Annotated in this window: 17 protein-coding genes and 3 pseudogenes; 12 read left to right on the top strand and 8 right to left on the bottom strand. The window is 55.7% G+C overall.

The window, feature by feature from the left end; genetic code table 11:
- From ASR47_RS00640 to ASR47_RS00625, 4 genes are all read right to left on the bottom strand, one after another.
- A partial coding sequence (locus ASR47_RS00640) for an aldehyde dehydrogenase family protein (protein ID WP_150127613.1) occupies positions 1–610 on the bottom strand: 610 nt, incomplete at its 3' end.
- A complete protein-coding gene (gene araD1 / locus ASR47_RS00635) occupies positions 607–1,599 on the bottom strand; it encodes an AraD1 family protein (RefSeq protein WP_065305847.1) in 993 nt (330 codons plus the stop codon). The genes araD1 and ASR47_RS00640, both read right to left, overlap by 4 nt.
- 25 nt (positions 1,600–1,624) lie before the next feature.
- Positions 1,625–3,367: an IlvD/Edd family dehydratase gene (locus ASR47_RS00630; protein ID WP_065305846.1), complete on the bottom strand. Its 1,743-nt coding sequence runs from the start codon at positions 3,365–3,367 to the stop codon at positions 1,625–1,627.
- A 186-nt stretch (positions 3,368–3,553) separates the two neighbouring features.
- Entirely contained in the window at positions 3,554–4,627 is a 1,074-nt protein-coding gene (locus tag ASR47_RS00625) for an aldose epimerase family protein (protein ID WP_065305845.1), read from the bottom strand.
- 291 nt (positions 4,628–4,918) lie between these two features.
- On the opposite strand from ASR47_RS00625, the gene ASR47_RS00620 reads away from it, so the two are divergent.
- The 4 genes from ASR47_RS00620 to ASR47_RS00605 are packed head-to-tail and all read left to right on the top strand — an operon-like array spanning position 4,919 to position 9,191.
- The gene (locus ASR47_RS00620) at positions 4,919–7,060 is read left to right on the top strand and encodes a TonB-dependent receptor (protein ID WP_245714213.1); all 2,142 of its coding nucleotides are present in this window, start codon (positions 4,919–4,921) and stop codon (positions 7,058–7,060) included.
- The gene (locus tag ASR47_RS00615; RefSeq protein ID WP_065305844.1) at positions 7,061–7,327 is read left to right on the top strand and encodes a hypothetical protein; all 267 of its coding nucleotides are present in this window, start codon (positions 7,061–7,063) and stop codon (positions 7,325–7,327) included.
- 15 nt (positions 7,328–7,342) lie between these two features.
- The gene (locus ASR47_RS00610; RefSeq protein WP_065305843.1) at positions 7,343–8,878 is read left to right on the top strand and encodes a PepSY-associated TM helix domain-containing protein; all 1,536 of its coding nucleotides are present in this window, start codon (positions 7,343–7,345) and stop codon (positions 8,876–8,878) included.
- Positions 8,871–9,191, top strand: a complete 321-nt coding sequence (locus ASR47_RS00605; protein ID WP_065305842.1) for a DUF3325 domain-containing protein — start codon at positions 8,871–8,873, stop codon at positions 9,189–9,191. Before ASR47_RS00610 ends, ASR47_RS00605 begins: the two co-directional genes overlap by 8 nt.
- A gap of 42 nt (positions 9,192–9,233) precedes the next feature.
- Here the strand turns inward: ASR47_RS00605 and ASR47_RS26280 are convergent.
- From ASR47_RS26280 to ASR47_RS00590, 4 genes and pseudogenes are all read right to left on the bottom strand, one after another.
- A pseudogene (locus ASR47_RS26280) lies at positions 9,234–9,527 on the bottom strand (HipA N-terminal domain-containing protein); the annotation flags it as partial.
- On the bottom strand, positions 9,524–9,721 hold the full coding sequence (locus ASR47_RS00600; RefSeq protein ID WP_065305841.1) for a hypothetical protein: 198 nt from the start codon (positions 9,719–9,721) through the stop codon (positions 9,524–9,526). The pseudogene ASR47_RS26280 and the gene ASR47_RS00600, both read right to left, overlap by 4 nt.
- Before the next feature lie 585 nt (positions 9,722–10,306).
- On the bottom strand, positions 10,307–10,879 hold the full coding sequence (locus tag ASR47_RS00595; RefSeq protein WP_150127612.1) for a PIN domain-containing protein: 573 nt from the start codon (positions 10,877–10,879) through the stop codon (positions 10,307–10,309).
- Complete coding sequence (locus ASR47_RS00590; protein ID WP_065305839.1) at positions 10,879–11,643, bottom strand: hypothetical protein; 765 nt, start codon at positions 11,641–11,643, stop codon at positions 10,879–10,881. Before ASR47_RS00590 ends, ASR47_RS00595 begins: the two co-directional genes overlap by 1 nt.
- 286 nt (positions 11,644–11,929) lie before the next feature.
- Between ASR47_RS00590 and ASR47_RS26275 the strand changes: the two are divergent.
- The 8 genes and pseudogenes from ASR47_RS26275 to ASR47_RS00575 form a co-directional block, all read left to right on the top strand.
- Positions 11,930–12,099, top strand: a pseudogene (locus ASR47_RS26275) (tyrosine-type recombinase/integrase); the annotation flags it as partial.
- 608 nt (positions 12,100–12,707) lie between these two features.
- Entirely contained in the window at positions 12,708–13,463 is a 756-nt protein-coding gene (locus ASR47_RS26765; RefSeq protein WP_150127611.1) for a DUF5677 domain-containing protein, read from the top strand.
- 910 nt (positions 13,464–14,373) lie between these two features.
- Positions 14,374–15,444: a PP2C family protein-serine/threonine phosphatase gene (locus ASR47_RS26760; protein ID WP_150127610.1), complete on the top strand. Its 1,071-nt coding sequence runs from the start codon at positions 14,374–14,376 to the stop codon at positions 15,442–15,444.
- Positions 15,441–16,490 carry a serine/threonine-protein kinase gene (locus ASR47_RS26265; protein ID WP_082988631.1) on the top strand — a complete coding sequence of 350 codons (1,050 nt, stop codon included), beginning with the start codon at positions 15,441–15,443 and terminating at the stop codon, positions 16,488–16,490. The genes ASR47_RS26760 and ASR47_RS26265 overlap by 4 nt, the downstream gene beginning before the upstream one ends.
- Positions 16,487–17,575, top strand: a complete 1,089-nt coding sequence (locus tag ASR47_RS26260; RefSeq protein WP_082988630.1) for a serine/threonine-protein kinase — start codon at positions 16,487–16,489, stop codon at positions 17,573–17,575. The genes ASR47_RS26265 and ASR47_RS26260 overlap by 4 nt, the downstream gene beginning before the upstream one ends.
- A 1,089-nt stretch (positions 17,576–18,664) precedes the next feature.
- Entirely contained in the window at positions 18,665–19,492 is an 828-nt protein-coding gene (locus ASR47_RS00580) for a hypothetical protein (protein ID WP_065305837.1), read from the top strand.
- Positions 19,489–19,725: pseudogene (locus ASR47_RS26255) on the top strand (ATP-binding protein); the annotation flags it as partial. The gene ASR47_RS00580 and the pseudogene ASR47_RS26255, both read left to right, overlap by 4 nt.
- 468 nt (positions 19,726–20,193) lie before the next feature.
- Positions 20,194–20,596: transposase (locus ASR47_RS00575; RefSeq protein ID WP_150127609.1), on the top strand; the 403-nt coding region annotated here is incomplete at its 3' end.

Raw genomic sequence — 20,596 nt, 5'->3', positions numbered from 1 at the left:
GCAGGCCGCGCGAACGGCTGACCTTGCCGCCATCGCCGACGATAATCGACGACAGAATCGGCACCACCGGGCAACCGGCGGCCAGGGCCGAGGCGGTATCGCCGCCGGCCACCGAGAAAGCCAATGGGAAATTGCTGGCGCCGAACACGGCCACCGGACCCAGGCCGATCATGCGCAGGCGCAGGTCAGGGCGTGGCGGGGTGCGATCCGGCAAGGCGGTGTCGAGGCGGGCGTCGGTCCAGGAACCTTCGCGCAGCAGGCCGGCGAACAGTTTCAGCTGGCCCACGGTACGGCCGCGTTCGCCTTCGAGGCGCACGCGCGGCAGGCCGCTTTCGGTCATGGCGCGCACGATCAGCTCGTCGCCGATGGCCAGGATCTGCTCGGCGATGGTGTCGAGGAAGTCGGCGCGCTCGGTGTCGCTGGTGGCGCGATAGGTGTCGAACGCGGCTTCGGCCAGGCGGCAAGCCTGGTCGATCTGGTCGGCGTCGACGGTCTGGAACGACGGCGCGAGATGCGCGCGCGTGGCCGGATCCCACGCTTCGAATGCAGCGCCGGTGCCTTGGACGGCGACGCCGCCGATCAGGGCTTCGCCCGTGATATTGAAACTCATAGTGTGCTCACTTTCGCAAATTCGGTAGGGAAGATTTCGAGGCGGTTCGACAGCGCAGGGCCAAAGGCTGGCGCCTCGACTTCAAACGTTTCGCCCGGCGCCACCGTCACGCCGTCGGCAAAGCTCAGGGTGGCCGTGCCGAAGAAGTGTACATGCACGTCGCCGGCACGCTTGAACAGCGGATACTTGAAGTGATGGTGTTCCAGGTTGGCGATGGTGTGCGACATATTCGTTTCGCCGCTGACAAACGCCTTTTCCCAGCGCACCTTGCCGGACGCGTCAAGCACGCGCGAGGTGCCGTCGATATGCTCGGGCAGCTCGCCCACCAGCAGGGCCGGGCCAACGCTGCACATGCGCAGTTTCGAGTGCGCCAGGTACAGATAGTTCTGGCGTTCGGTGACATGGTCCGAAAATTCATTGCCAATCGCGTAGCCGACGCGGTACGGCTGGCCATCATCGCCGATCACGTACAGGCCGGCAATTTCCGGCTCTTCGCCGCCGTCGAGTGCAAAGTCGGGCATGCCCAGCGGCTGGCCGCCGGCACGCACGATCGAGCCGTCGCCCTTGTAGAACCATTCGGGCTGGGCGCCGGCGGTGCCGTTGGCCGGCTTGCCGCCTTCTACGCCCATGCGGAACATTTTCATCGAGTCGCTCAAGGAATCGGCGTCGCCGCCGATTTTCTTGTGCATGGCGTCACGCGCGCCGGCGCTGCCCAGGTGGGTCAGGCCGGTGCCGGTCACGTAGCAGTGCGCTTCGTCGGCGTGGTCGAGCGGTGGCAGGATGCGGCCGGCGGCGGCGATTTGCGCGTAGGAAGCGGTAGCGCTGCCGAGCCTGGCGTTGACCAGCGCGGCCAGGCCGGTTTTGCCGCGGATGGCGTCTTGCGCCAGCGCATAGGTGCTGTCGTAGCCGTCGATGATGGTGACGACGTCGTCCTGCAGCAGGCCGACCTGGCGGCCGCCTTGTTCGTTCTTGAATTGAATCAGCAACATGTCAGTGTCTCTCGCTTGAGTAGGCTTAGTGTGAATGGCGTGGCACGGCCGAACCGCGCGGGCCGACCAGGAAGTCGAAGTCGCAGCCTTCATCGGCCTGCAGCACGTGTTCGATATACAGCTGCTGGTAGCCGGTCTTCGGACCCGGCGCGCTGCCGCGCACGCGCACTGCCTGGCGAGCCGCCATTTCTTCGTCGGTGATGTCCAGGTTCAGCAGGCCGCCGGCGCAGTCGAGCGTAATCCAGTCGCCATCCTGCACGATGCCCAGCGGGCCGCCGGCCATCGCTTCGGGCGCCACGTGCAGCACCACGGTGCCGTAGGCGGTACCGCTCATGCGCGCGTCGGAAATACGCACCATGTCCTTCACGCCGGCTGCCAGCAGCTTCGGCGGCAGGCCCATATTGCCCACTTCGGCCATGCCGGGATAGCCTTTCGGGCCGCAGTTTTTCATCACCAGCACCGAGTCCTTGTCCACTTCCAGGTTCGGATCCATGATGCGCGACTTGTAGTGCTCGAAGTCTTCGAACACCACGGCCTTGCCGCGGTGCTGCATCAGCGCCGGCGTCGCGGCCGACGGTTTCAATACGGCGCCGCGTGGCGCCAGGTTGCCGCGCAGAATGCAGATGCCGCCGTCTTTCAGCAATGGATTGTCCAGCGTGCGCACCACTTCGTCGTCGTAGATCGGCGCATCCTTGCAGTTGTCCCACAGCGACTTGCCGTTGACGGTCAGCGCGTCGGGGTTGGGCAGCAGATTGCCGTCGCCCATGCGGCGGATCACGGCCGGCAAGCCACCGGCGTAATAGAACTCTTCCATCAGGAAGCGGCCCGATGGCAGCAGGTCGACGATGGTCGGCATGCCACGGCCCACGCGGGTCCAGTCTTCCAGTTCCAGGTCGACGCCGATACGGCCGGCGATCGCTTTCAGGTGGATCACGGCATTGGTCGAGCCGCCGATGGCGGCGTTGACGCGAATCGCGTTTTCAAAATTTTCCTTGGTCAGTATCTTCGACAGTTTCAGGTCTTCATTGACCATCTCGACGATGCGGATGCCCGACATATGCGCCAGCACATAGCGGCGCGCGTCCACCGCTGGAATCGCGGCATTGTGCGGCAGCGAGGTGCCCAGCGATTCGGCCATGCAGGCCATGGTCGAGGCCGTACCCATGGTGTTGCAGGTGCCGGCCGAGCGCGAATGGCCCGCTTCGGCGGCCAAAAATTCGTGCATGGAAATTTCGCCGCCCTTGACCTGCTCGTGCAACTGCCATACGGCCGTGCCGGAACCGATGTTCTTGCCGTTCAGTTTGCCGTTCAGCATCGGGCCGCCGGTGACGACGATGGTCGGAATGTCGACCGACGCCGCACCCATCAGCAGCGCCGGGGTGGTCTTGTCGCAGCCGACCAGCAATACCACGCCGTCCATCGGATTGCCGCGGATCGATTCTTCGACGTCGATCGAAGCCAGGTTACGCGTGAGCATGGCGGTCGGACGCAGATTCGATTCACCGTTCGAAAACACGGGGAATTCGACCGGAAAACCGCCCGCCTCCAGGATGCCGCGCTTGACGTGCTCGGCCAGCTTGCGGAAGTGCGCATTGCATGGCGTCAGTTCGGACCAGGTGTTGCAGATGCCGATAATCGGCTTGCCCTGGAATTCGTGGTCAGGAATGCCCTGGTTTTTCATCCAGCTGCGATACATGAAACCGTTCTTGTCCTGCGAGCCAAACCACTCGGCCGAGCGCAGTGTTACCTTCTTTTTTGTGTCAGACATGCCATTCTCCTGGTTGTGCCATGCCCGATCACATCAATCGGCCCGGGCAGCGATGTGGCGATACTAAAGAAAGGCGTCATGCCTTTCCAATCAATTTTTATAGCGTTTCGATACCGAAATGAATATCGAGAGCGGCAACAATTACGCCCTGCAGGCAGGGCGTGACAGCGCGTTGATGATCAGGACTTACTCTGCTGAAAAGCGGTAGACCGTGACAGTGCGGTATTCCTGGCCCGGCCGCAGGATGCTGTCCGGGAAGTGAGGATGGTTGGGCGAATCGGGAAAGTGCTGGGTTTCCAGGCAAAAGGCGCTGCGGTGCGTGTGGGTGATGCCCTTGCCCTGAGCGCTGCCATCGAGGAAGTTGCCCGAGTAAAACTGCACACCGGGTTCCTCTGTATACACCTGCATCACGCGTCCCGACTGCGGCTCGCGTACCAATGCCGCCAGGTTCAATGGCTGGCCTGCCTGTTTATTGAGCACGAAGTTATGGTCGTAGCCGCGGCCGATGGCGATCTGCGGGTGCTGCGCCGCCAGGCCGGCGCCGATGGCGGTGGCCGCGCGCAGGTCGAACGGCGTGCCGGCCACCTCGGCCAGTTCGCCGGTGGGAATCGAGCCCGCATCGACCGGCGTATAGCGGTCGGCGTTGATGACGATCTCGTGCGACAAAATATCGCCCTGCCCCGCCAGGTTGAAATAGCTGTGGTTGGTGAGATTGATGGGCGTGGCCTGGTCGGTCACGGCGTGATAGCGCAGGCTCAAGGCGTTATCGTTGTTCAACTCATACACCACCGACACCTCGAGCTTGCCCGGATAGCCGTCTTCGCCGTCCGGGCTGCTGCGTGTCAACGTGACGCCAACCGCCTCGGCCGTTTCAAACGGCTCGGCCCGCCACAGCACCTGGTGAAAGCCCTGTTCGCCGCCATGCAGATGGTTCGGCGCATTGTTGATCGCCAGCTGGTAATCTTTGCCATCGAGGCTGAACTGGCCCCTGGCGATGCGGTTGCCAAAGCGCCCGATCAGCGCGCCCAGGAACGCCTTGTTGGCCAGATAGGGCGCGACGCTGTCAAACCCCAGCACCACGTCGGCCATCTTGCCGTTGCGGTCAGGCACATGGACTTCGCTGATGATGGCGCCCAGGTCGAGCAGCTTGACCCGCATGCCGTGGCGGTTGGCGAGAGTATAGGCGGTGACGGCGGAGCCGTCGGGCAAGGTGCCGAACGGGGCGGAAGTCACGGAAAGAACAGCAGCGTCAGTGTGCATGGAAGTGTCGTCTCGGTCTGGTTTTTATTGGTGGGCGACGCGCTCGCGCGCGGGCCTGCGTTGATCTTAGGGGCTGGCATGGCGGCGCGCCAATCATTTTTTGTGGCCCAGCGATACCGGTTTGGATATGCACGCCAAGGTAGCATCGACCATGACATCAAACGTGACATCGATTGACACGCCGGACACAGTTGTTGATAATGACAATCATTCTCAGATAGCAAGCCATGCGACCCGCAGACTCGCTGGCTGTTCTCCTCCAGCGCCTCAACCCAGCCTGAAAGACCTCCCGTGACGTTATTGAACCGCCTTCCCCTGCCCCGCCATCGTCTCTGCCTCGCTCTACTGAGCGCGCTGGCGACACCCACGGCCTTCGCCCAGAGCGCCAATGACGACAGCGGCCAGGAAGGCCAGATGCAGGCGGTGGTGGTGTCGGCCTCGCGTTCGAACATTGCCGCCGACAAGTCGCCGCAAACGGTGGTCATCATCAGCAAGGCCGAGATCGCCCGCCAGATGGCCATTTCCGGCAATTCCTCGGATGTGCTCAGCAATGTGTTGCCTTCGTACACGCCCAGCCGCGGCAAGATGAATGGTTCCGGCGAAACCTTGCGCGGCCGCGCGCCGCTGATCCTGGTCGATGGCGTACCGCAATCGAACCCCATGCGCCCGACCGGCCGCGAAGCCCATACCATCGATTTTTCGATGGTCGAGCGCATCGAGGTGATCCAGGGCGCCAACGCCATCAATGGGCTGGGCGCCACCGGCGGCACCATCAATATCATCACGCGCCGCCCTGAAAAAGGCAGCCTGAACCAGTCGATCGACGTGCAGGCCACGGCGCCGACGGCCAAGACCGGCTCGGATGTGATGAACTACAAGACCAGCTACCGCCTGGACGGGCGCACGGGACAGATCGAATACCTGCTGGCCGCCTCGTATGAAGACCAGGGCCTGTACCTGGACGGCAAGGGCCGTTCCATCGGCACCGACAACACCCAGGGCGACCTGATGGATTCGCGCACCTATGACGTGCTGGCCAAGCTCGGCTATGTGATCGACGACGAACAGCGCATCCAGGCCTCCGTCAACCGCTACAAGATCAAATCGAAGGCCAGCTACCTGGCCGTCGCCGGCAACCGCGCCACCGGCCTGCCCAGCGTGTCGGTGAAAGGCCAGCCACCGGGCATCGCGCCCTGGAACGATGTGTGGACGTCCAGCCTCAGCTACAGCCACGCCAACCTGGCCGGCATGGAACTGTCGGCCATGGTCTTCAACCAGGAATTCGAAGGCCTGTTCGGCGCCGACAATTCGGCCACCTTCCAGGACGCGCGCATCGCCCCGGTCGGCACCCTGTACGACCAGTCGCGCTCGGTCGCGTCCAAATACGGCAGCAAGGTCGGCCTGAGCCGCGACGACCTGCTCGATGGCCGATTGAAGCTGACGGTCGGCTTCGACACCCTGTTCGACAAGGGCAAGCAGGACCTGTATGGCACCGGCCGCACCTACGTGCCCGAGTCCGAATACCGCAACCTGTCGCTGTTTTTGCAGGGCGAATACAAGCTGTTCGACCAGCTGACCCTGCACGCTGGTGTGCGCAAGGAAAAGGCCGACCTGCAGATCGACAGCTACCGCACCCTGGCGCAATATAAAAACGTGCTGGTCACGGGCGGCAAGCTCGACTTCAACGAAACCCTGGTCAACGCCGGCCTGGTCTATACGCCGGTGCAGGCCGTGACCCTGTTCGGCAGCTACTCGGAAGGCTTCGGCATGCCCGATATCGGCCGCGTGCTGCGCTCGATCAATACGGCCGGCCAGAGCATCGCCAGCATGCGCAACCTCGAACCGATCCTGACCAAAAGCGTCGAAGTGGGCGCCCGCGTGCACCAGGGCGACTGGGATGGCGAAGCGAGCTATTTCCGCTCCGACTCCGACTTCGGCACCCGCGTGGTGCCGGTCAATGGCGCCTTCATGATGGCGCGCGAAAAAACCCGCATCGAAGGCGTGGAGGCAAGCGTCGGCCTGCGCATCACGGCGGCCCAGCGCGCCAAGCTGGCGTATTCGTACACCAAAGGCCGCTATGACAGCGACGAGAACGGCAGCCTGGACGCGCGCCTGGACGGCCTGAACGTGGCGCCGAACCGCCTGATCGCCACCTGGTCGTCCGACTGGCGCGGCGGCATCAAGACCTTCGTGCAAGCCCAGCATGCGTTCAGCCAGACGTTTGACGACCCGGCCAAGGAGTTCAGCGGCTACACCCTGGTCGACGCCACCGCCAGCTACCGCCTGCCCAAGGGCGAGCTGCGCCTGGCGGTGTCGAACCTGTTCGACCGCGACTACATCACGTATTACTCGCAAAGCGCGCTGGTCGAGCCGAAACGCTATTTCGCCGGCCGCGGACGCACCTTGTCGCTCGGCTACAACCTGCGCTTTTAAATGCTCGCCAGTACGACTCTGCGCGTGCTCGGCGCCGTCGGCGGCGGCTATGCCGTCACGGCCCTGGCCGTCACCACGGCCGGCGCCGTGCTGGCGCGCCTGGGCATGGCGCGCTCGGATGCGGTGGTAACGGCGGCGATGCTGGGTTTTATCGTCTACCTGCTGCTGTTGCTGTGGGGTTTTGCCGTGCGCTCGCCGGCCCGGCTGTGGCTGACCCTGGCCGGCAGCGCCGCGCTGCTGATGGCCGTGCGCCATCTGCTGACCTAGAAAAGTAAAGAAGGCATGGACCGCACTTTCAGCAAATCCATGGTCTGGCTGCACAGCTGGGCTGGCGTCATCATGGGCAGCGTGCTGTTCGCCATTTTCTGGATGGGCACGCTCAGCGTCTTTGACGCCGAAATCGACCGCTGGATGATGCCGCAGACGCGCCTGCCGGCAGCCACGCAACCGGTGTCGCTCGACAGCATCGCGCAAGCCGTGCTGCCCTCGGTGCCGCCTGGCGCCAGCCAGTGGCGGGTCGACCTGGCCACGCCGCGCGAACCGGCGCTGAGCTTTTCCTACAAGCTGGGCAAGGAAAGCCATGCGCAGCAGCTCGACCCCACCACCATGGCGTTTATTCCCGACCAGGGCACGGAAGCGGGCTCGGGCTTTATCTTTCCGTTTCACTACAGCTTGCACCTGGCCTGGTTCGATAGCGGCAAATGGCTGGTCGGCCTGGCGGCGATGGCGATGCTGGTGCTGCTGGTGTCGGGCGTGGTGATCCACAAGAAAATCATCGCCCAGTTTTTCACTTTTCGCCCGCGCAAGCGCTTGCAGCGCAGCGCGCTCGACCTGCATAACCTCACCGGCCTGGCGGCGCTGCCGTTTCACTTCCTGATCACCTTGTCCGGCCTGGTCATCTTTATCACCATCTATTTTCCGCAGGCCCATGAAGCGGCCTACGGTGGCGGGAGCGAAAAAGCCAGGAGCACCTTCATGGCCGAAGCCTATGGCCGCTACAAGCGCCCCAAGGCGAACCTGCCCGGCACGCTGGCGTCGATCGACGCCATGGCTCAAGTGGCCGAACGCGAGTGGCATGGCGGCCAGCCGTATTTCGTGCGCGTCTGGCATCCGGGCGACGCCAACAGCTATGTCGAGCTGCGCCGCTCCTACGCGAACGACATCACCATGAACCTGGACCAGCTGTTTTTCGACGCCGGCACCGGCGCCCTGCTGCACCGCTTCCAGGCCTCGCCCGTGATGACGGTGCAGCGTTTCATGTCGGGCCTGCACTTTATCCGCTTCAACCACTGGACCTTGCGCTGGCTGTATTTCCTCGGCGGCCTGTCCGGCTGCGTGCTGATCGCCACCGGCTACCTGTTCTGGCTGGAAGGCCGCCGCGCCCGCCACGCCAAGCTGGGCCTGCCCGGCGTGCGCGTGGTCGAAGGCCTGGCAATCGGCAGCGTGACGGGCATCATCCTCGCCACCCTGGCCTTCTTCAGCGCCAACCGCCTGCTGCCGCTCGACCTGGCCTGGCAAGGCTGGCCGCGCGCCACGGTGGAAATAGGCGTGTTCTACCTCGCCTGGAGCGCCACCTTTATCCACGGCTGGCTGCGCGCGCGCCACGCCTGGCGCGACCAGTGCTGGCTGACCGCCGCCCTGGCGCCGCTGGCCGTGCTCCTCAACTGGATCAGCACCGGCGACCATCCGCTGCAGGCGCTGGCCGCCGGCCATTATGGCGTGCTGGGCATGGACCTGATGCTGCTTCTGCTGGCAGCGCTGGCCGCCACGGCCGCGCGCCGCCTGGGTAATCTGGAAGGAAAGGTCGTCCATGCTTGAGTCTCTGCTGACCCTGGCGGCCGCCGCAGCCTGCTACCTGGCGCTGGCCTTGCTCGCGCTATCGCAGGAGGAACACTGGCGCCGCGCCGGCATGCCGCCGGCAACCAGGCTTGCGCACCGCTGGCGCTACGTGGCCACTACCATGCTGATGCTGGCCGGCGTCTTGTGCATGGCGGGCCATGGCGCCGGCTTCGGGCTGATCTTGTGGGTCATGCTGGTGGGCGCCGCCATCGTGGCCGTGGCCCTGACGCTGAGCTGGCGGCCGCAGTGGCTTGGCGGGATGGCGCGAGTTACCAGCAGAATCGCCCCCTGACGTAAATACCAGCGCGCGATCATTGATGAACGCCAGTCGATCCAGCGGTGAAATGCCGGCCGGGTCGCGCCCATCCTTTTGGAAGCAGCGGTCCATCAAGAGCCGGCCCCAGCCGTCAGGCAAGGAATCGGCTATCAGCTCCGGCAAGTTGTCCTGGGTGCTCGGAAAATCCGAATAGGCCACTTTGCGCAGTTTCAAGTATCTTGGCGATAGCTCGATACCGCGCTGCAGTGCTACATCAGAGTATTCGAACAGGAGAGCACGCCCTTCGTGCGCAAGCGTGGCGAGGTGCCAGTGATGACCCCATCCGCAAAAATTGATGTTGAGCTTTTTCATGACATCTTTTTCCGAGGGACACGTTGGCGTAGCGGCCTGCTGGCCTCTTCTAGCTCCTTGATTGACGTCGGCTTCTGCAAAAAAAGCGATTCGAGTTCTTTTGTCAGACCCAAGGCAACGACAAGGCGCAACAACGTTTCGAGTGTGGCCTTCCCCGTCTTTTCAAAACCAGACACCGTCACGGAGATCACCATCAGCAGGCATCCTGACGGCGGGTTCGCGAATGCTTCAGAAAATGGATGGCACAGGGACGGTTCTGTATTACTTGCACCCTTACAGTCCGGAACTGAATCGCATCGAGATCCTGTGTAAGCACGCCAAGTATTTCTGGCGCAGTTACACCGGGCTGAAAGCAGCGAATTGCCGAGCGAAGTGAAATCGCTGATGGAAAGACGTCGGCACTGCATGCACAATAAATTTCGTCTGACTACCTGGTATCGTAAGTACTGGCACAATTGTGCACACTGAATGTGCAAGAATATTTGAAATAACGCATTAAATTGCAAACCAATGCAACCGCTAAGTAGTTGATTTTTGTGGGGAAAAACTGGTGCGGCTGGCGGGGATCGAACCCACGACCCTTGGCTTCGGAGGCTCGTTAGACGATTACGAAAACTGGCTTATTTTACTGTAACTCCTTGAATCTACATCATATTCTCACCTGCAGAATTAGGCAAGCGAAGGAAAGGTTGGGAAGAAAATCGCGGATAATTTTTCCCAAGATTTTTCCCAAGCTCATGACTGTTATCCAGTTGCATACCCATGACAACGAGCTGCGGCTACTCGCCCATGCTTTGCGCGGATAGAACCGCGACGTGTCCCATCTCCTCCTCCCCGTACTGAAGCTCAAACTGAGGATCGACAGGCGGCAAAGAGAGCTCCCAAGTCATCACAACTTCAATGTTGTTACGCTTAGCGCGGGAAGCAAGTCCAATATCCCCGGTGTAAATGACCGTGGCACTGCGTGCGATAGCAGTAGCAATGATCTGCCGGTCGAACTTCACTTTTGCCTTGGTTTCACTTTCTGGCACAGCGCGTAGCCTTACGTAATCCGCATCCTCAATGCCAGCACACTCGACGGCAGCTCGAATATCGAACGGCGCAATTACGAAGACACGCGAACCGGTCAGTTCAGTAAGGCGCTTATCTCTGTCCATCCCTGCACGGACCAGATATTCCGCCATTACGGGCGTAGGAATAAGCACGCGAGTTTTTGCCGTACTCAAAGACTTGATTAAATAGTCGATTCGCGCGGAACACTGCGTAAGCAATTCACCTGTCGCCGGGTCAGTCGGAGGATTGGCATTTTCGTCAAAAGCAAGCGCCAGAATTGAAGTATCAAATACGACCATCAGTGCAACCCGTCACTTTCCCCGCGCGAGGCAGTAATAAACGCATCAACGTCACCGACGTTATCCCAGTCTGTTTTGTGAAGGCTCCGCAGTCGCTTTGTAGCCTGCTCTAACGTATCGTCGGCAAGTACCTCGAAACTCTTAATTTTGAACACCATCAGACGCCACGAAGCATCCTCCAACCGTTCCCATCGGGCCTCACCTGAAACACGTAGCACTGTCCCTTTATAGAGGTACTGTGCCATGTCACGAGCTAAATCTCTATCCATCTCCCCTGACCACGATTTGCCTTCAGGATCGACAATCAGCGCATGCGCGCTCTTATCCTTGCCACCGATCCTGACAAGCTCCCCTTCAACTACAGCATCTTCGTTGAACGGGCCGTATGTGGCAGGCTTCGGAAGCTCCCTGCCCAAGAAGGTCAGTACAACCGCAGAGGTCTGCGAATCTGGAGTCTTCCGGCTCAACTTTCCGACTGCACTGTCATCGCGCAGCAGTGAATTCAACTCATCAAACGCCGCCGTGGCGTCATTAGCAGCTTGTCGCTTAGCGATAAGCTCAACCCGATCAAACACCTTGGGGGCGTCTTCTCGCTGAACTTTCATCAGACTTTTTGTGCTGCCAGTCTCCAAGCGGTCAAAGTGAACGCTCGAACCATGTCCCATCATCTTCGCCAGCGCGGCGAGATACTTCGCTAATCGCTCCATCGGGATGGTTTCGGGCGTGTAAGCATCTATCCAAAACTCGTATTCGTCGTCATCCATTTTTCTTCCTTCATGGCATAGGCCGCCACTATCCCATCGCGATCAAGCGCGCTGTCTGAAAGGTACACGTCTGTTGAGTATATTGCAAGAGAGGCTGGAAGCTTAGAAGTGGGAGTGGGAGTGGTTCAGCAGGATGAACGTACGTGGCCGGAGGAGATTGAACGCGGCAGCGAGAAAGTTGTCCTGCCTCCAGAACCAGGCAAGATCGCTGGCTATGTCGCCGTTATTAACAGTAAGGAGTGCAATGGGCTGGAGACCGAGCCCATGTGAGCCTCATCGAGCTAACGTCATCGGCGCTCGCTTCCACGACTTACGTCATGAAGCCACCAGCAGGCTATTTGAAAAAGGTTTGAATGTTATGGAGGTTGCAGCAATCACGGGGCACAAGACCTTAGATATGCTAAAGCGCTACACACACACTTACACGCTGAAGATTTGGCAAAGAAACTGAAATAAAAATATTTCATATCATCTTTGCATCGCTTCTAACCATTATTTTGATGCGATACCAAACCACTTGACATAAAAGTAATTTCATGCAAACATAGTTGCCATTTTGAAATATATATTTCCTATTAATAACTATCGGAAAATTTTCAAGACCACGAAGTTCGTTGCTACATGGTTTTATGCCCCATTATCCACCTATCAAAAAAAGAGGGGGTTATTTTTAAAGAAGTTGTAGAGTATTCAAATAACCTTCTTGTCGACTTAGAGCAATTTTCTCATCTAATTGCAGAAAAGTAAGAAGAATTGGACTAGAGTGGCTATGACGTTGTAAACGTAATACCAATCACGATAGGGCAGTCGGAAAATTGTACACAATCCAATAGAAATTACGTCGGCGATGTAGGCTTTTCAATTACACGTGGCGCTGTAGTCGTCGGCAAACGTCGAATTAACAGCTAGATTATTTGGCGTTTATCCTTACAAAAACGATGACAAAATAAACGCTAAAAATATTTTCAAAAATAAATAGAATTTTAAATTGCAAAAAATATTTTTCGATAATTTTTCAATTCGAATTCCATCAATACTAATTGTTCTTCTCATATGGTGACTGCATGAATGAATTATGGAAATTATTAAAAGAAATTTGTGTTAAAACCGAAAATATCGGAAATGAAGTTATTTCCGAACTAGGAGGAGATATGAAAAATGACCTCCATTTCATGTGCAAAATTTTTTCAAAAAGACAGGCGGAACAGCTAAAAAGTCTAAATATATTATCTGAAAATAATTACAATGACTTGATTTTAGTGGCTCGAAGCATGTTTGAGGGTTCGATTTATTTGGCGAACTCAATAAAAGATAAAGATATGTGTCTCAGATGGCGGTTATATTCAGTTCTTCATGATAAGAAACGAATGGATAAAGAAGGAAATGCGCCACCCGAAATAGTTGACATGATAAATAAATGGCTTCCCGAAATTGATAGGTTATTTAAAAAGAAAAATGGAGAATATCAGAAAAATTGGCATGGGAAAACCATAAAAGACCTTGCCGCAAATGCTGGAGACGAGTTCTTACATTTCTACAATAACTATTATTCATTAATGTCTGAATATCATCACTGGGATACAGCCGCTTTTGGCAAAAGATATAAAATAAATGAAAATTATATTGATGAAATAAAAAGTGAGGAAGTAGAGCTTGAAAGGGTGTTAGCCATGTCAATGGCATTATCATCAGCATTCGCCACTTTTAACTTAAGTCAGAAAATATTAAACTCGACTCGGAATGAAAAGTTGGCTGGGCTTGAGTCTGAGCTAAAAAATATTCCCGGAACAATTACAAAAACCATTAGCATCTCACCTTAATTTTTGCTCTCAAAAATTCTAAATTAAATATTTAATAAAAATTTAATCTGCATAATAATATATTTAAAATTGCAAGTGTATATTATCTAGTCTTGCACACGTATGACAACTAATTTCCAAAGGATATGACTATTACGTAGCTGCAAATTTGCGACAACAACCGGCCGGCATCGCCGCTGGCCGGGACGACCGGCCAAAACGCTCCTACATGCCACCGTGAAGCAAAAAGGGTTCCGCTTCGCTCCAGCCCTCGCGGGCCCCAAATCGCCTTTTTTTAGGTACTCGAGCACCAAAGCTTGCAAGCAATATGCGATCCGCTTAAAGTACTGACTCCTCTTTACCTATCAACCTCATGTCCAGCTATCGTCGGGGCGGCAGGAGGCGCCGCAAGCGGTGCAGAGATTGGCGTAGCCGCAGGACTCGTCGCAGGGCCAATAGGGGCCGCTTTGGATGGATTAGCCGGCGCAGTGGTCGGCGCCCTCCTTGGCGGTGCTGTCGGCGGAAATGCCGGTGTAGTCTCGGCGCAATCATCGACGAAAATATTTTAAGTAACCTTGTCTGCCTTGACTGCGAGTTCAGGTTTGTCGCAATGGATATCGAAGGCCGCGCCCACCCGTTTCCCGAAGGTTAGCAATCGAACCTGATCAAATTTGCAGGCTGCGTGTCGCATCGCTGCCTAGCGGCACCTTCTTGCTATTTCGGAGGGTGGTTTTTTGGCAACGGGTTCATCCAACCACAACTACAAAAAGCGCCAAAATGGAAGAATTGCCAAAATTCATCGTTTACATGGCAAACTACGGCATGCATGGTTACTACGCAATTGCAGTGATAAGCGCTGCATCGCCTTGGGCGGCTAGGATCTCCAAGTAAATTGTGATGCAATTTAAAATAGACCGGAATCATTCAAAATATGCTTAACGATAGAATTTCTCGATGGTTGCGACTTAGTTCTGCGGCAAAGGTCAGCAGCTCTTTTCAAGAAACCGCAATAGTATTGTCAACAGATACGGGACTCGCACGGAAAGAAAACCAAGATCGTGTCGCGATGATGCGCGTTAGCGCATCGGTAAATAGTTCCCCGTTTGTAGTAGTCGCACTTGCGGATGGCATGGGGGGGATGTCCGATGGAGCAGAGTGTGCTGTTCAAACCCTTTCCGTGTTCTTTAATGCCATAGTCCGCCTAAGAAATTACCCTCCCCAAGAAATGTTGCGCGCCGCTTCTTTGGAAGCAAATATGGCAGTGTTTTCGTTAGCCGATGGCAAGGGTGGCGCGACTCTTTCTGCAATCTTTATCTCGAATAACTCTCCGCTTATTTCTCTTAATATTGGCGACAGCCGTATTTATGGAAGAAGTCATTCGGAGATAGAGCCAATTATACGGCTTACTGTTGATGACAATTTGGAGGAAGTGGTTGGCGGTACTGGAACAGAGCTATTGCAATTTTCTGGAATGGGAAGAGGATTAAAACCTCATATTGCACTTATTCCTGACGGAATTAATCGTTTATTGATTACGTCGGATGGAGTGCATTTCATCAACAAGAACGTCTTAAACGATATTCTTCTGAATACGAAGGATGTCTCTGATGCCTCCAAGCAATTACTGACGTATGTCAGGTGGCGTGGTGCCCCTGACAACGCCTCCCTGGCGATAATCGATGTCAAGGATGTTGTATTGGGGCTCAAATACGAAGCTTCTGGTATTGAACTAGCAGACCCGTCCGGAATGTTGGAGATTGCGTGGATTAAGCAGGATGCCTCCGAACCTTCTCCCTACGCGCCGTCGCCCAGCTTCACGGAGCCGGAGCGCGAAGTGAAAGAAAGAGCCACTCCTCCGACTGAAAAAAAGAAGGGGAAAAAAGATAAACCCGTTGTCTCTTCAAGAAAAAAGCAAATTGACGACGAAGCGGGTCATCAATTTTCGATTCAAATAGATACCACCCCAATAAACGAAGACCCGGAAATAGGAATCGATAAATGAACCTTCCTGATCGTTACACAAGCACGGGCGTTAGCACCAGCGGCGGTATGGGAGATATTTCTGTTTGCTTGGATACCCACTTGAGCCGAAAAGTTATTATAAAGACTTTAAAATCCGGGCAAGATGATAGGCGATTAATCGATGAGAGAAAAGCACTACTTAAACTCCGATCAAAGCATGTAGTGCAACTATTTGACCTGGTTGAATCAAATGACGCATCGCCCCAAAAGGCACTCGTATTGGAGTTTATCGAAGGCAAGGATCTTGGGCCAGCTGAATATAGTAGTGGGATAGACCATCTCAACGTAATTTGGCAAATATCTTGCGGTTTACTTGCAATTCACAATGAACAAATCATACATAGGGATATAAAACCCAATAACGTAAGAATTGATAATGATGGCGTAGTTAAAATTTTGGACTTTGGGCTGGCACGAAGCGTAGGAAAAGATGCTAACACCCGCAGCGCAATTGGCACGCCGGGATTCATGGCCCCTGAATTATGGAAAAGTACCAATGTAAGTTTTGATCAGTCCATCGATGTGTACGCCTTCGCAGCAACGGCGCTGAGTTTGGTGCACAACGATTTGCCCGACGAACTTGAGAACTGGCCGCCTCTTCCCATAGCAAGAGGAGCACTGAAACCGCTTCTTCCGAACACACCATCCGATGTTGTTAACCTCTTAGAAGCGTGTTTGAATCGTTTGCCGCAGGATCGACCAAGTATCGCAATAATAGAAACTACCATTCGAAAACACTTATTAAAAGGAAGACATCGCGCCCTTTTGACTCTGGGCAGTTCAACACATGAAATTAATGCTAAGTCGCGTTCTGCGACAGTGACGAGTGGGACGCGAGGTTCGATAGGAATTAAGTATGACGGTCTGATATTTACAGTAACGAGCTCCTCGGGTTCCGTTACCATTAACAATGCACCATTCTCCTTAGGTGATGAACTGCCAGCATGCTGTGTAATTACGTTTGGAAACCAAAACCCCCGCTCCTTTGTTACTTTTGATGTTTCCAATCCTGAGGTAATGTCATGATTAGCCCAAGAACAATAATTGATAATCGCTATAACATAATTGAACACGTCGGACGCGGCGGTATGCAAGACGTCTATCGCGCGCGAGACATGGTACTGGATATCGACGTGGCTCTTAAAACACCACAACCAGGACAGCAAACAAAGCGATTCAAGTTGAGCGCCGAAATAGCAGCGCGAATTAATCATCATGATGTAGCTAAGACTTTGGATTATTTTCAAGTAAATGGCGTTGACTATTTGATTGAAGAATTCATCGAAGGCGAAAATCTGGAACAGAAATTATCCACATTCAATTTTCTAGACCCGCACTTAGCATCACGGGTATTACACCATCTGGCAAAAGGCATTGCAGCATCTCACCGCGCAGGAGTCATTCACCGCGACCTCAAGCCTAGCAACGTTATGGTTTCCAATGGTGTCGATTTGCATCATCTGAAAATTACCGACTTCGGGATCGCAACGCTGACAGAGGGGGTTTTTGACGAAGCGGCACAGGGTGGCGATATTACCAAATCGAATTCTGGAACAATTAAAGGCGCACTTCCCTTTATGGCGCCGGAGATGATGTTTAGAAAAAAGACTGACAAGATTACCTCCGCTGTAGATATTTGGTCTTTGGGTGCAATGATGTTTCGATTACTGACCGGTGAATATCCTTTTGGTGTTTTCTTAGATGCTGCGGTCAACGTAAAAACAAAGAATCGTGCTCCTTGGCCGCTATTTATGACTGCCAATCGCCAATTTGCTCCTCTCGCTCGTGAACTTCAAGCGATTGTGGAAAAATGCTTGAGCTATGACGCAGCAGATCGACCTTCGGCGCAAGATATCTCGCGAGACTGCCAGGAGCTGTGCTATTTGTCAGTAGAACGACATGCGGGAACAGTTCAAAACCTCATACAAAATTCCTATAGTGGTTTTGTTCAAAGTGCACATGGCCCTGTCTTTTTTAGCATGGAAAGCGTATACGGGATTCAACGGCCAAACACGACGACTCATAACCAAATTTGTTTCTCCAGCTTCCCAGGAAGTCCGCACCCTCGCGCCCATCCGGTGATCGTTATGCAAATGGCAGAGGAGGATTGAGAGCACTTAATTTTGCACCGTGCCTGCCATTACAATTTACATGAGCTATAGATCCCACGGAAATCGTCCCGAGGAGATGCATGATTTTCTGGCTTCGGCATTTACGTGTGCTGACAGCTATTGTCTCAGGTCGGCGCGCTACAGGGAACGGCAGCCGATGAATAAATCAGTGTTTCCCTAGGTGCGGGGGGGAGAAGCATAGGGCGCCCCCTCTCCCCCCCGCGAGAATGTTTATCTATTTCCTGTCTGCAAATTCTAACGCCGTAGCTTGCGGCAGCATATTCCTCTACAAGTATATGCAAAAATTATCTGTTGCAAAAGTTTCCCACTATTTTTAAATTCTGCCGATATCTCAAGCCCTTTTGACAAACATTCAAAGTTCAGTTGGGTTCATTCTTTTTTATCCCGGGTACATTTACGAAGAAAATGTGCTCGGAACGCTTTGGCCGGTGCCATCCACAAACTCAACACATGCCACTCGGCCAGCAAGTGCTCGCACCCGGAGGGGCGCGTAGGCCACACGGCCGGAGCGACTGTTCCGCGCCCACGCGGGACAGTGCCACCGGGGGAGCCGGTGGAAGGGCAATTGACCGTCCAGGTCAAATTGAAGCGCCCCAAGCGCTGACCGTCCACCGGGGGGCGAGAGCTCCCGGCCCCGACTGCGGTCGGGTTACCTGGTTTCAAGGGCGACCGCGTTCCGAAGGAACAAGGTCGAGTCCCTCGGGACCGTCCACAGCGTAAGCTTTGGGCGCCGCAGAAAGCGGGTAACCCGAGCGTAGCGCGGGGCCGCAGGACATCGGGGCACTGGCCCCGAAGTATTTGGTAGGGCGTCCAGCCCGTGAAGCCAAATACGCTGTCCCGCAAGGAGTTCTCAACTCCGCGCAGCCCGGAGGGCGAAGGCCGTGTGCTTTGCAAATACGCGTCGAATCCAAAGCATGCGTTGTTTCCACCAGCGGAGCTATCCGAGGAAACAACAAAACAAAGCTCACTGAACGATCAGAAAGCAAGAATCAAGTGTACCTAAACACGTACTTGCTATCACCTTCAAATAATTCGCTATACAAGGTGACAACATGAAGGAACTCTCGAATGAAAAGCAAACAACAAATTGGGCGCGAGTATCGTGCAAAGACGCTCAAATTCTTAGCTCACGTGGGCTACGCAACCACCCGGCAGATCGCAATGGCCGTATTGGGCTCGTGCGACATGAGCGGTCGCAAAATGGCCGGCCGTACAATTCGCAGCCTATTCGCACTTGGCTATTTGGTGAAAAAACGCGATGGAGACTCTGTTGCAGGCGAGATGATGTTGGCACTTAATCGTGCCGGGGTCGCAGCGCTCGCGGAACTTGTCGAGATGCCGAATGGACGTGCTCATGCTCGAGATTGGCTTCGCCACGCACATCCACATCGCACTGTATGCAATTCCGTTTATGCCGCTGTGACCCGAGGGCTAGACGAAGACATTGGCTACTCAGAGTTAGAAATTCGGGCAGGTAGCGCCCCGGCTAAGCTGTCATCATTCAGCTATAAAGATGACGAAGGTACCAGTCTTCAAAAGATTCCTGACCTGCTGTTACACGGCGCCGTCGGCCCGATCTGGGTTGAGGTAGAGAACGGCTGGCGAGGGGCACGAGACATGCAGAAGCTTGTCTGGTTTTTGCGGAGCATCTTTGAGAATCCAACACCCTTGGTCGATAAAGTTTGGTTTGTGATTACCGCCCCTGGTGCAAAGACTATCGGTAAGCGTCTGCACACATTATTAACGCATCGGTCAGACAGCGGATATCCTCGCCAAATCCGTGAACTCGACGCCAGGATTCTAAGCGAGCACCTTGCTATTTTTCAACTAGACGCAGACCTTTTGGGGCTTACACGGCTTCCCTTGCAGCAGGGCGGAGCTCCATCGACGGCATGACTCGTTCAGACCTACTGGAGATCATCGACGACCGTGCCGGCAACAAGGCAACCATCATCACCAGCCAGTTACCGGTCGAGCACTGGCATGCCTAGATCGGCGACGCTACCATCGCCGACGCCATTCTGGACCGCGTCATGCAGCGCAACCACCGCTTCACGCTGACCGGGGATTCGCTGCGCGCCCAGCGACCCAAAGCAGCTAAAAAGGAGAAAAACATCGACCCATCGTGACCGCAGAGATTAGAATTTGACCGCGTAACGCCATCTCATGCGCAGCGGTAACGTTCCCCGGAATGACTGGTCACGTCCCGCCGGAATACGCAACAACCAGGGCGGACAGTGTCCGCATGCTCCCTGCCCGGTCTGAGGTACTGCGATGCCCTAAATCCGTGAATGGCGCTTACTCAAAAGCAGCGGACCCTGTCCGCCCTGGTTGGCTATATTGGGTATTTCGGTCCATCGTGCCCACTGATTCCGGTCCATCGTGCCCAGCGATTCCGGTCCATCGCGCCCACCCATTCCGGTCCATCGTGCCCAGTTTGATGGGGTGACCGGAATCACTGGTCACGATACCGGAATCAGTGGGCACGATACCGGAATGGCCGGTCACGATACCGGAACGGTGTCGTAGCACGCCGAGATGATGTTACGCATATAGCAACCGAGAGGGTACGCTTCCAGCTTTTTTCTGGAGATAGCGTGCCCGCACCGAGGATCAATATGCGTAAGATAAAAGATGTCCTGCGTCTGAAGCTCGACGCCCAGTTGTCTCACCGGCAGATCGCCGCTGCACTGGGCATGTCGAAGGCTGCCGTGACCAAGTACCTTAGCCTGGCCGCAGCGGCGGGCCTGGATTGGGCGACGGTCCAGGGGATTGATGAGGCGGCGCTGGAGAGGCGCCTGCTCGTTGCGCCGGAACGCCCGCGAGAGCACGTGCAGCCCGACTACGGCTACCTGCACCAGGAACTGCGCCGCAAGGGCATGACGTTGATGCTCTTGTGGGAGGAGCACCGCGCCGACTATGCCGATCGCCAGACCTACGGCTACACGCAGTTCTGCGAAAACTACCGCCGCTTCGCCAGGCAGCTCAAGCGCTCGATGC

The sequence above is a fragment of the Janthinobacterium psychrotolerans genome, from assembly GCF_001677885.1.
In the GTDB taxonomy this organism is placed as follows: Bacteria; Pseudomonadota; Gammaproteobacteria; order Burkholderiales; family Burkholderiaceae_D; genus Janthinobacterium; species Janthinobacterium psychrotolerans.
The sequence above is the reverse complement of the archived record's forward strand: the minus strand, read 5'-3'. Positions and strand labels throughout refer to the sequence as shown.

Coding starts and splice junctions, on each gene's coding strand:
- araD1 (WP_065305847.1), bottom strand. CDS start 1,599: ATGTTGCTGATTCAATTCAAGAACGAACAAGGCGGCCGCCAGGTCGGC.
- ASR47_RS00630 (WP_065305846.1), bottom strand. CDS start 3,367: ATGTCTGACACAAAAAAGAAGGTAACACTGCGCTCGGCCGAGTGGTTT.
- ASR47_RS00625 (WP_065305845.1), bottom strand. CDS start 4,627: ATGCACACTGACGCTGCTGTTCTTTCCGTGACTTCCGCCCCGTTCGGC.
- ASR47_RS00615 (WP_065305844.1), top strand. CDS start 7,061: ATGCTCGCCAGTACGACTCTGCGCGTGCTCGGCGCCGTCGGCGGCGGC.
- ASR47_RS00610 (WP_065305843.1), top strand. CDS start 7,343: ATGGACCGCACTTTCAGCAAATCCATGGTCTGGCTGCACAGCTGGGCT.
- ASR47_RS00605 (WP_065305842.1), top strand. CDS start 8,871: ATGCTTGAGTCTCTGCTGACCCTGGCGGCCGCCGCAGCCTGCTACCTG.
- ASR47_RS00600 (WP_065305841.1), bottom strand. CDS start 9,721: ATGGTGATCTCCGTGACGGTGTCTGGTTTTGAAAAGACGGGGAAGGCC.
- ASR47_RS00595 (WP_150127612.1), bottom strand. CDS start 10,879: ATGGTCGTATTTGATACTTCAATTCTGGCGCTTGCTTTTGACGAAAAT.
- ASR47_RS00590 (WP_065305839.1), bottom strand. CDS start 11,643: ATGGATGACGACGAATACGAGTTTTGGATAGATGCTTACACGCCCGAA.
- ASR47_RS26765 (WP_150127611.1), top strand. CDS start 12,708: ATGAATGAATTATGGAAATTATTAAAAGAAATTTGTGTTAAAACCGAA.
- ASR47_RS26760 (WP_150127610.1), top strand. CDS start 14,374: ATGCTTAACGATAGAATTTCTCGATGGTTGCGACTTAGTTCTGCGGCA.
- ASR47_RS26265 (WP_082988631.1), top strand. CDS start 15,441: ATGAACCTTCCTGATCGTTACACAAGCACGGGCGTTAGCACCAGCGGC.
- ASR47_RS26260 (WP_082988630.1), top strand. CDS start 16,487: ATGATTAGCCCAAGAACAATAATTGATAATCGCTATAACATAATTGAA.
- ASR47_RS00580 (WP_065305837.1), top strand. CDS start 18,665: ATGAAAAGCAAACAACAAATTGGGCGCGAGTATCGTGCAAAGACGCTC.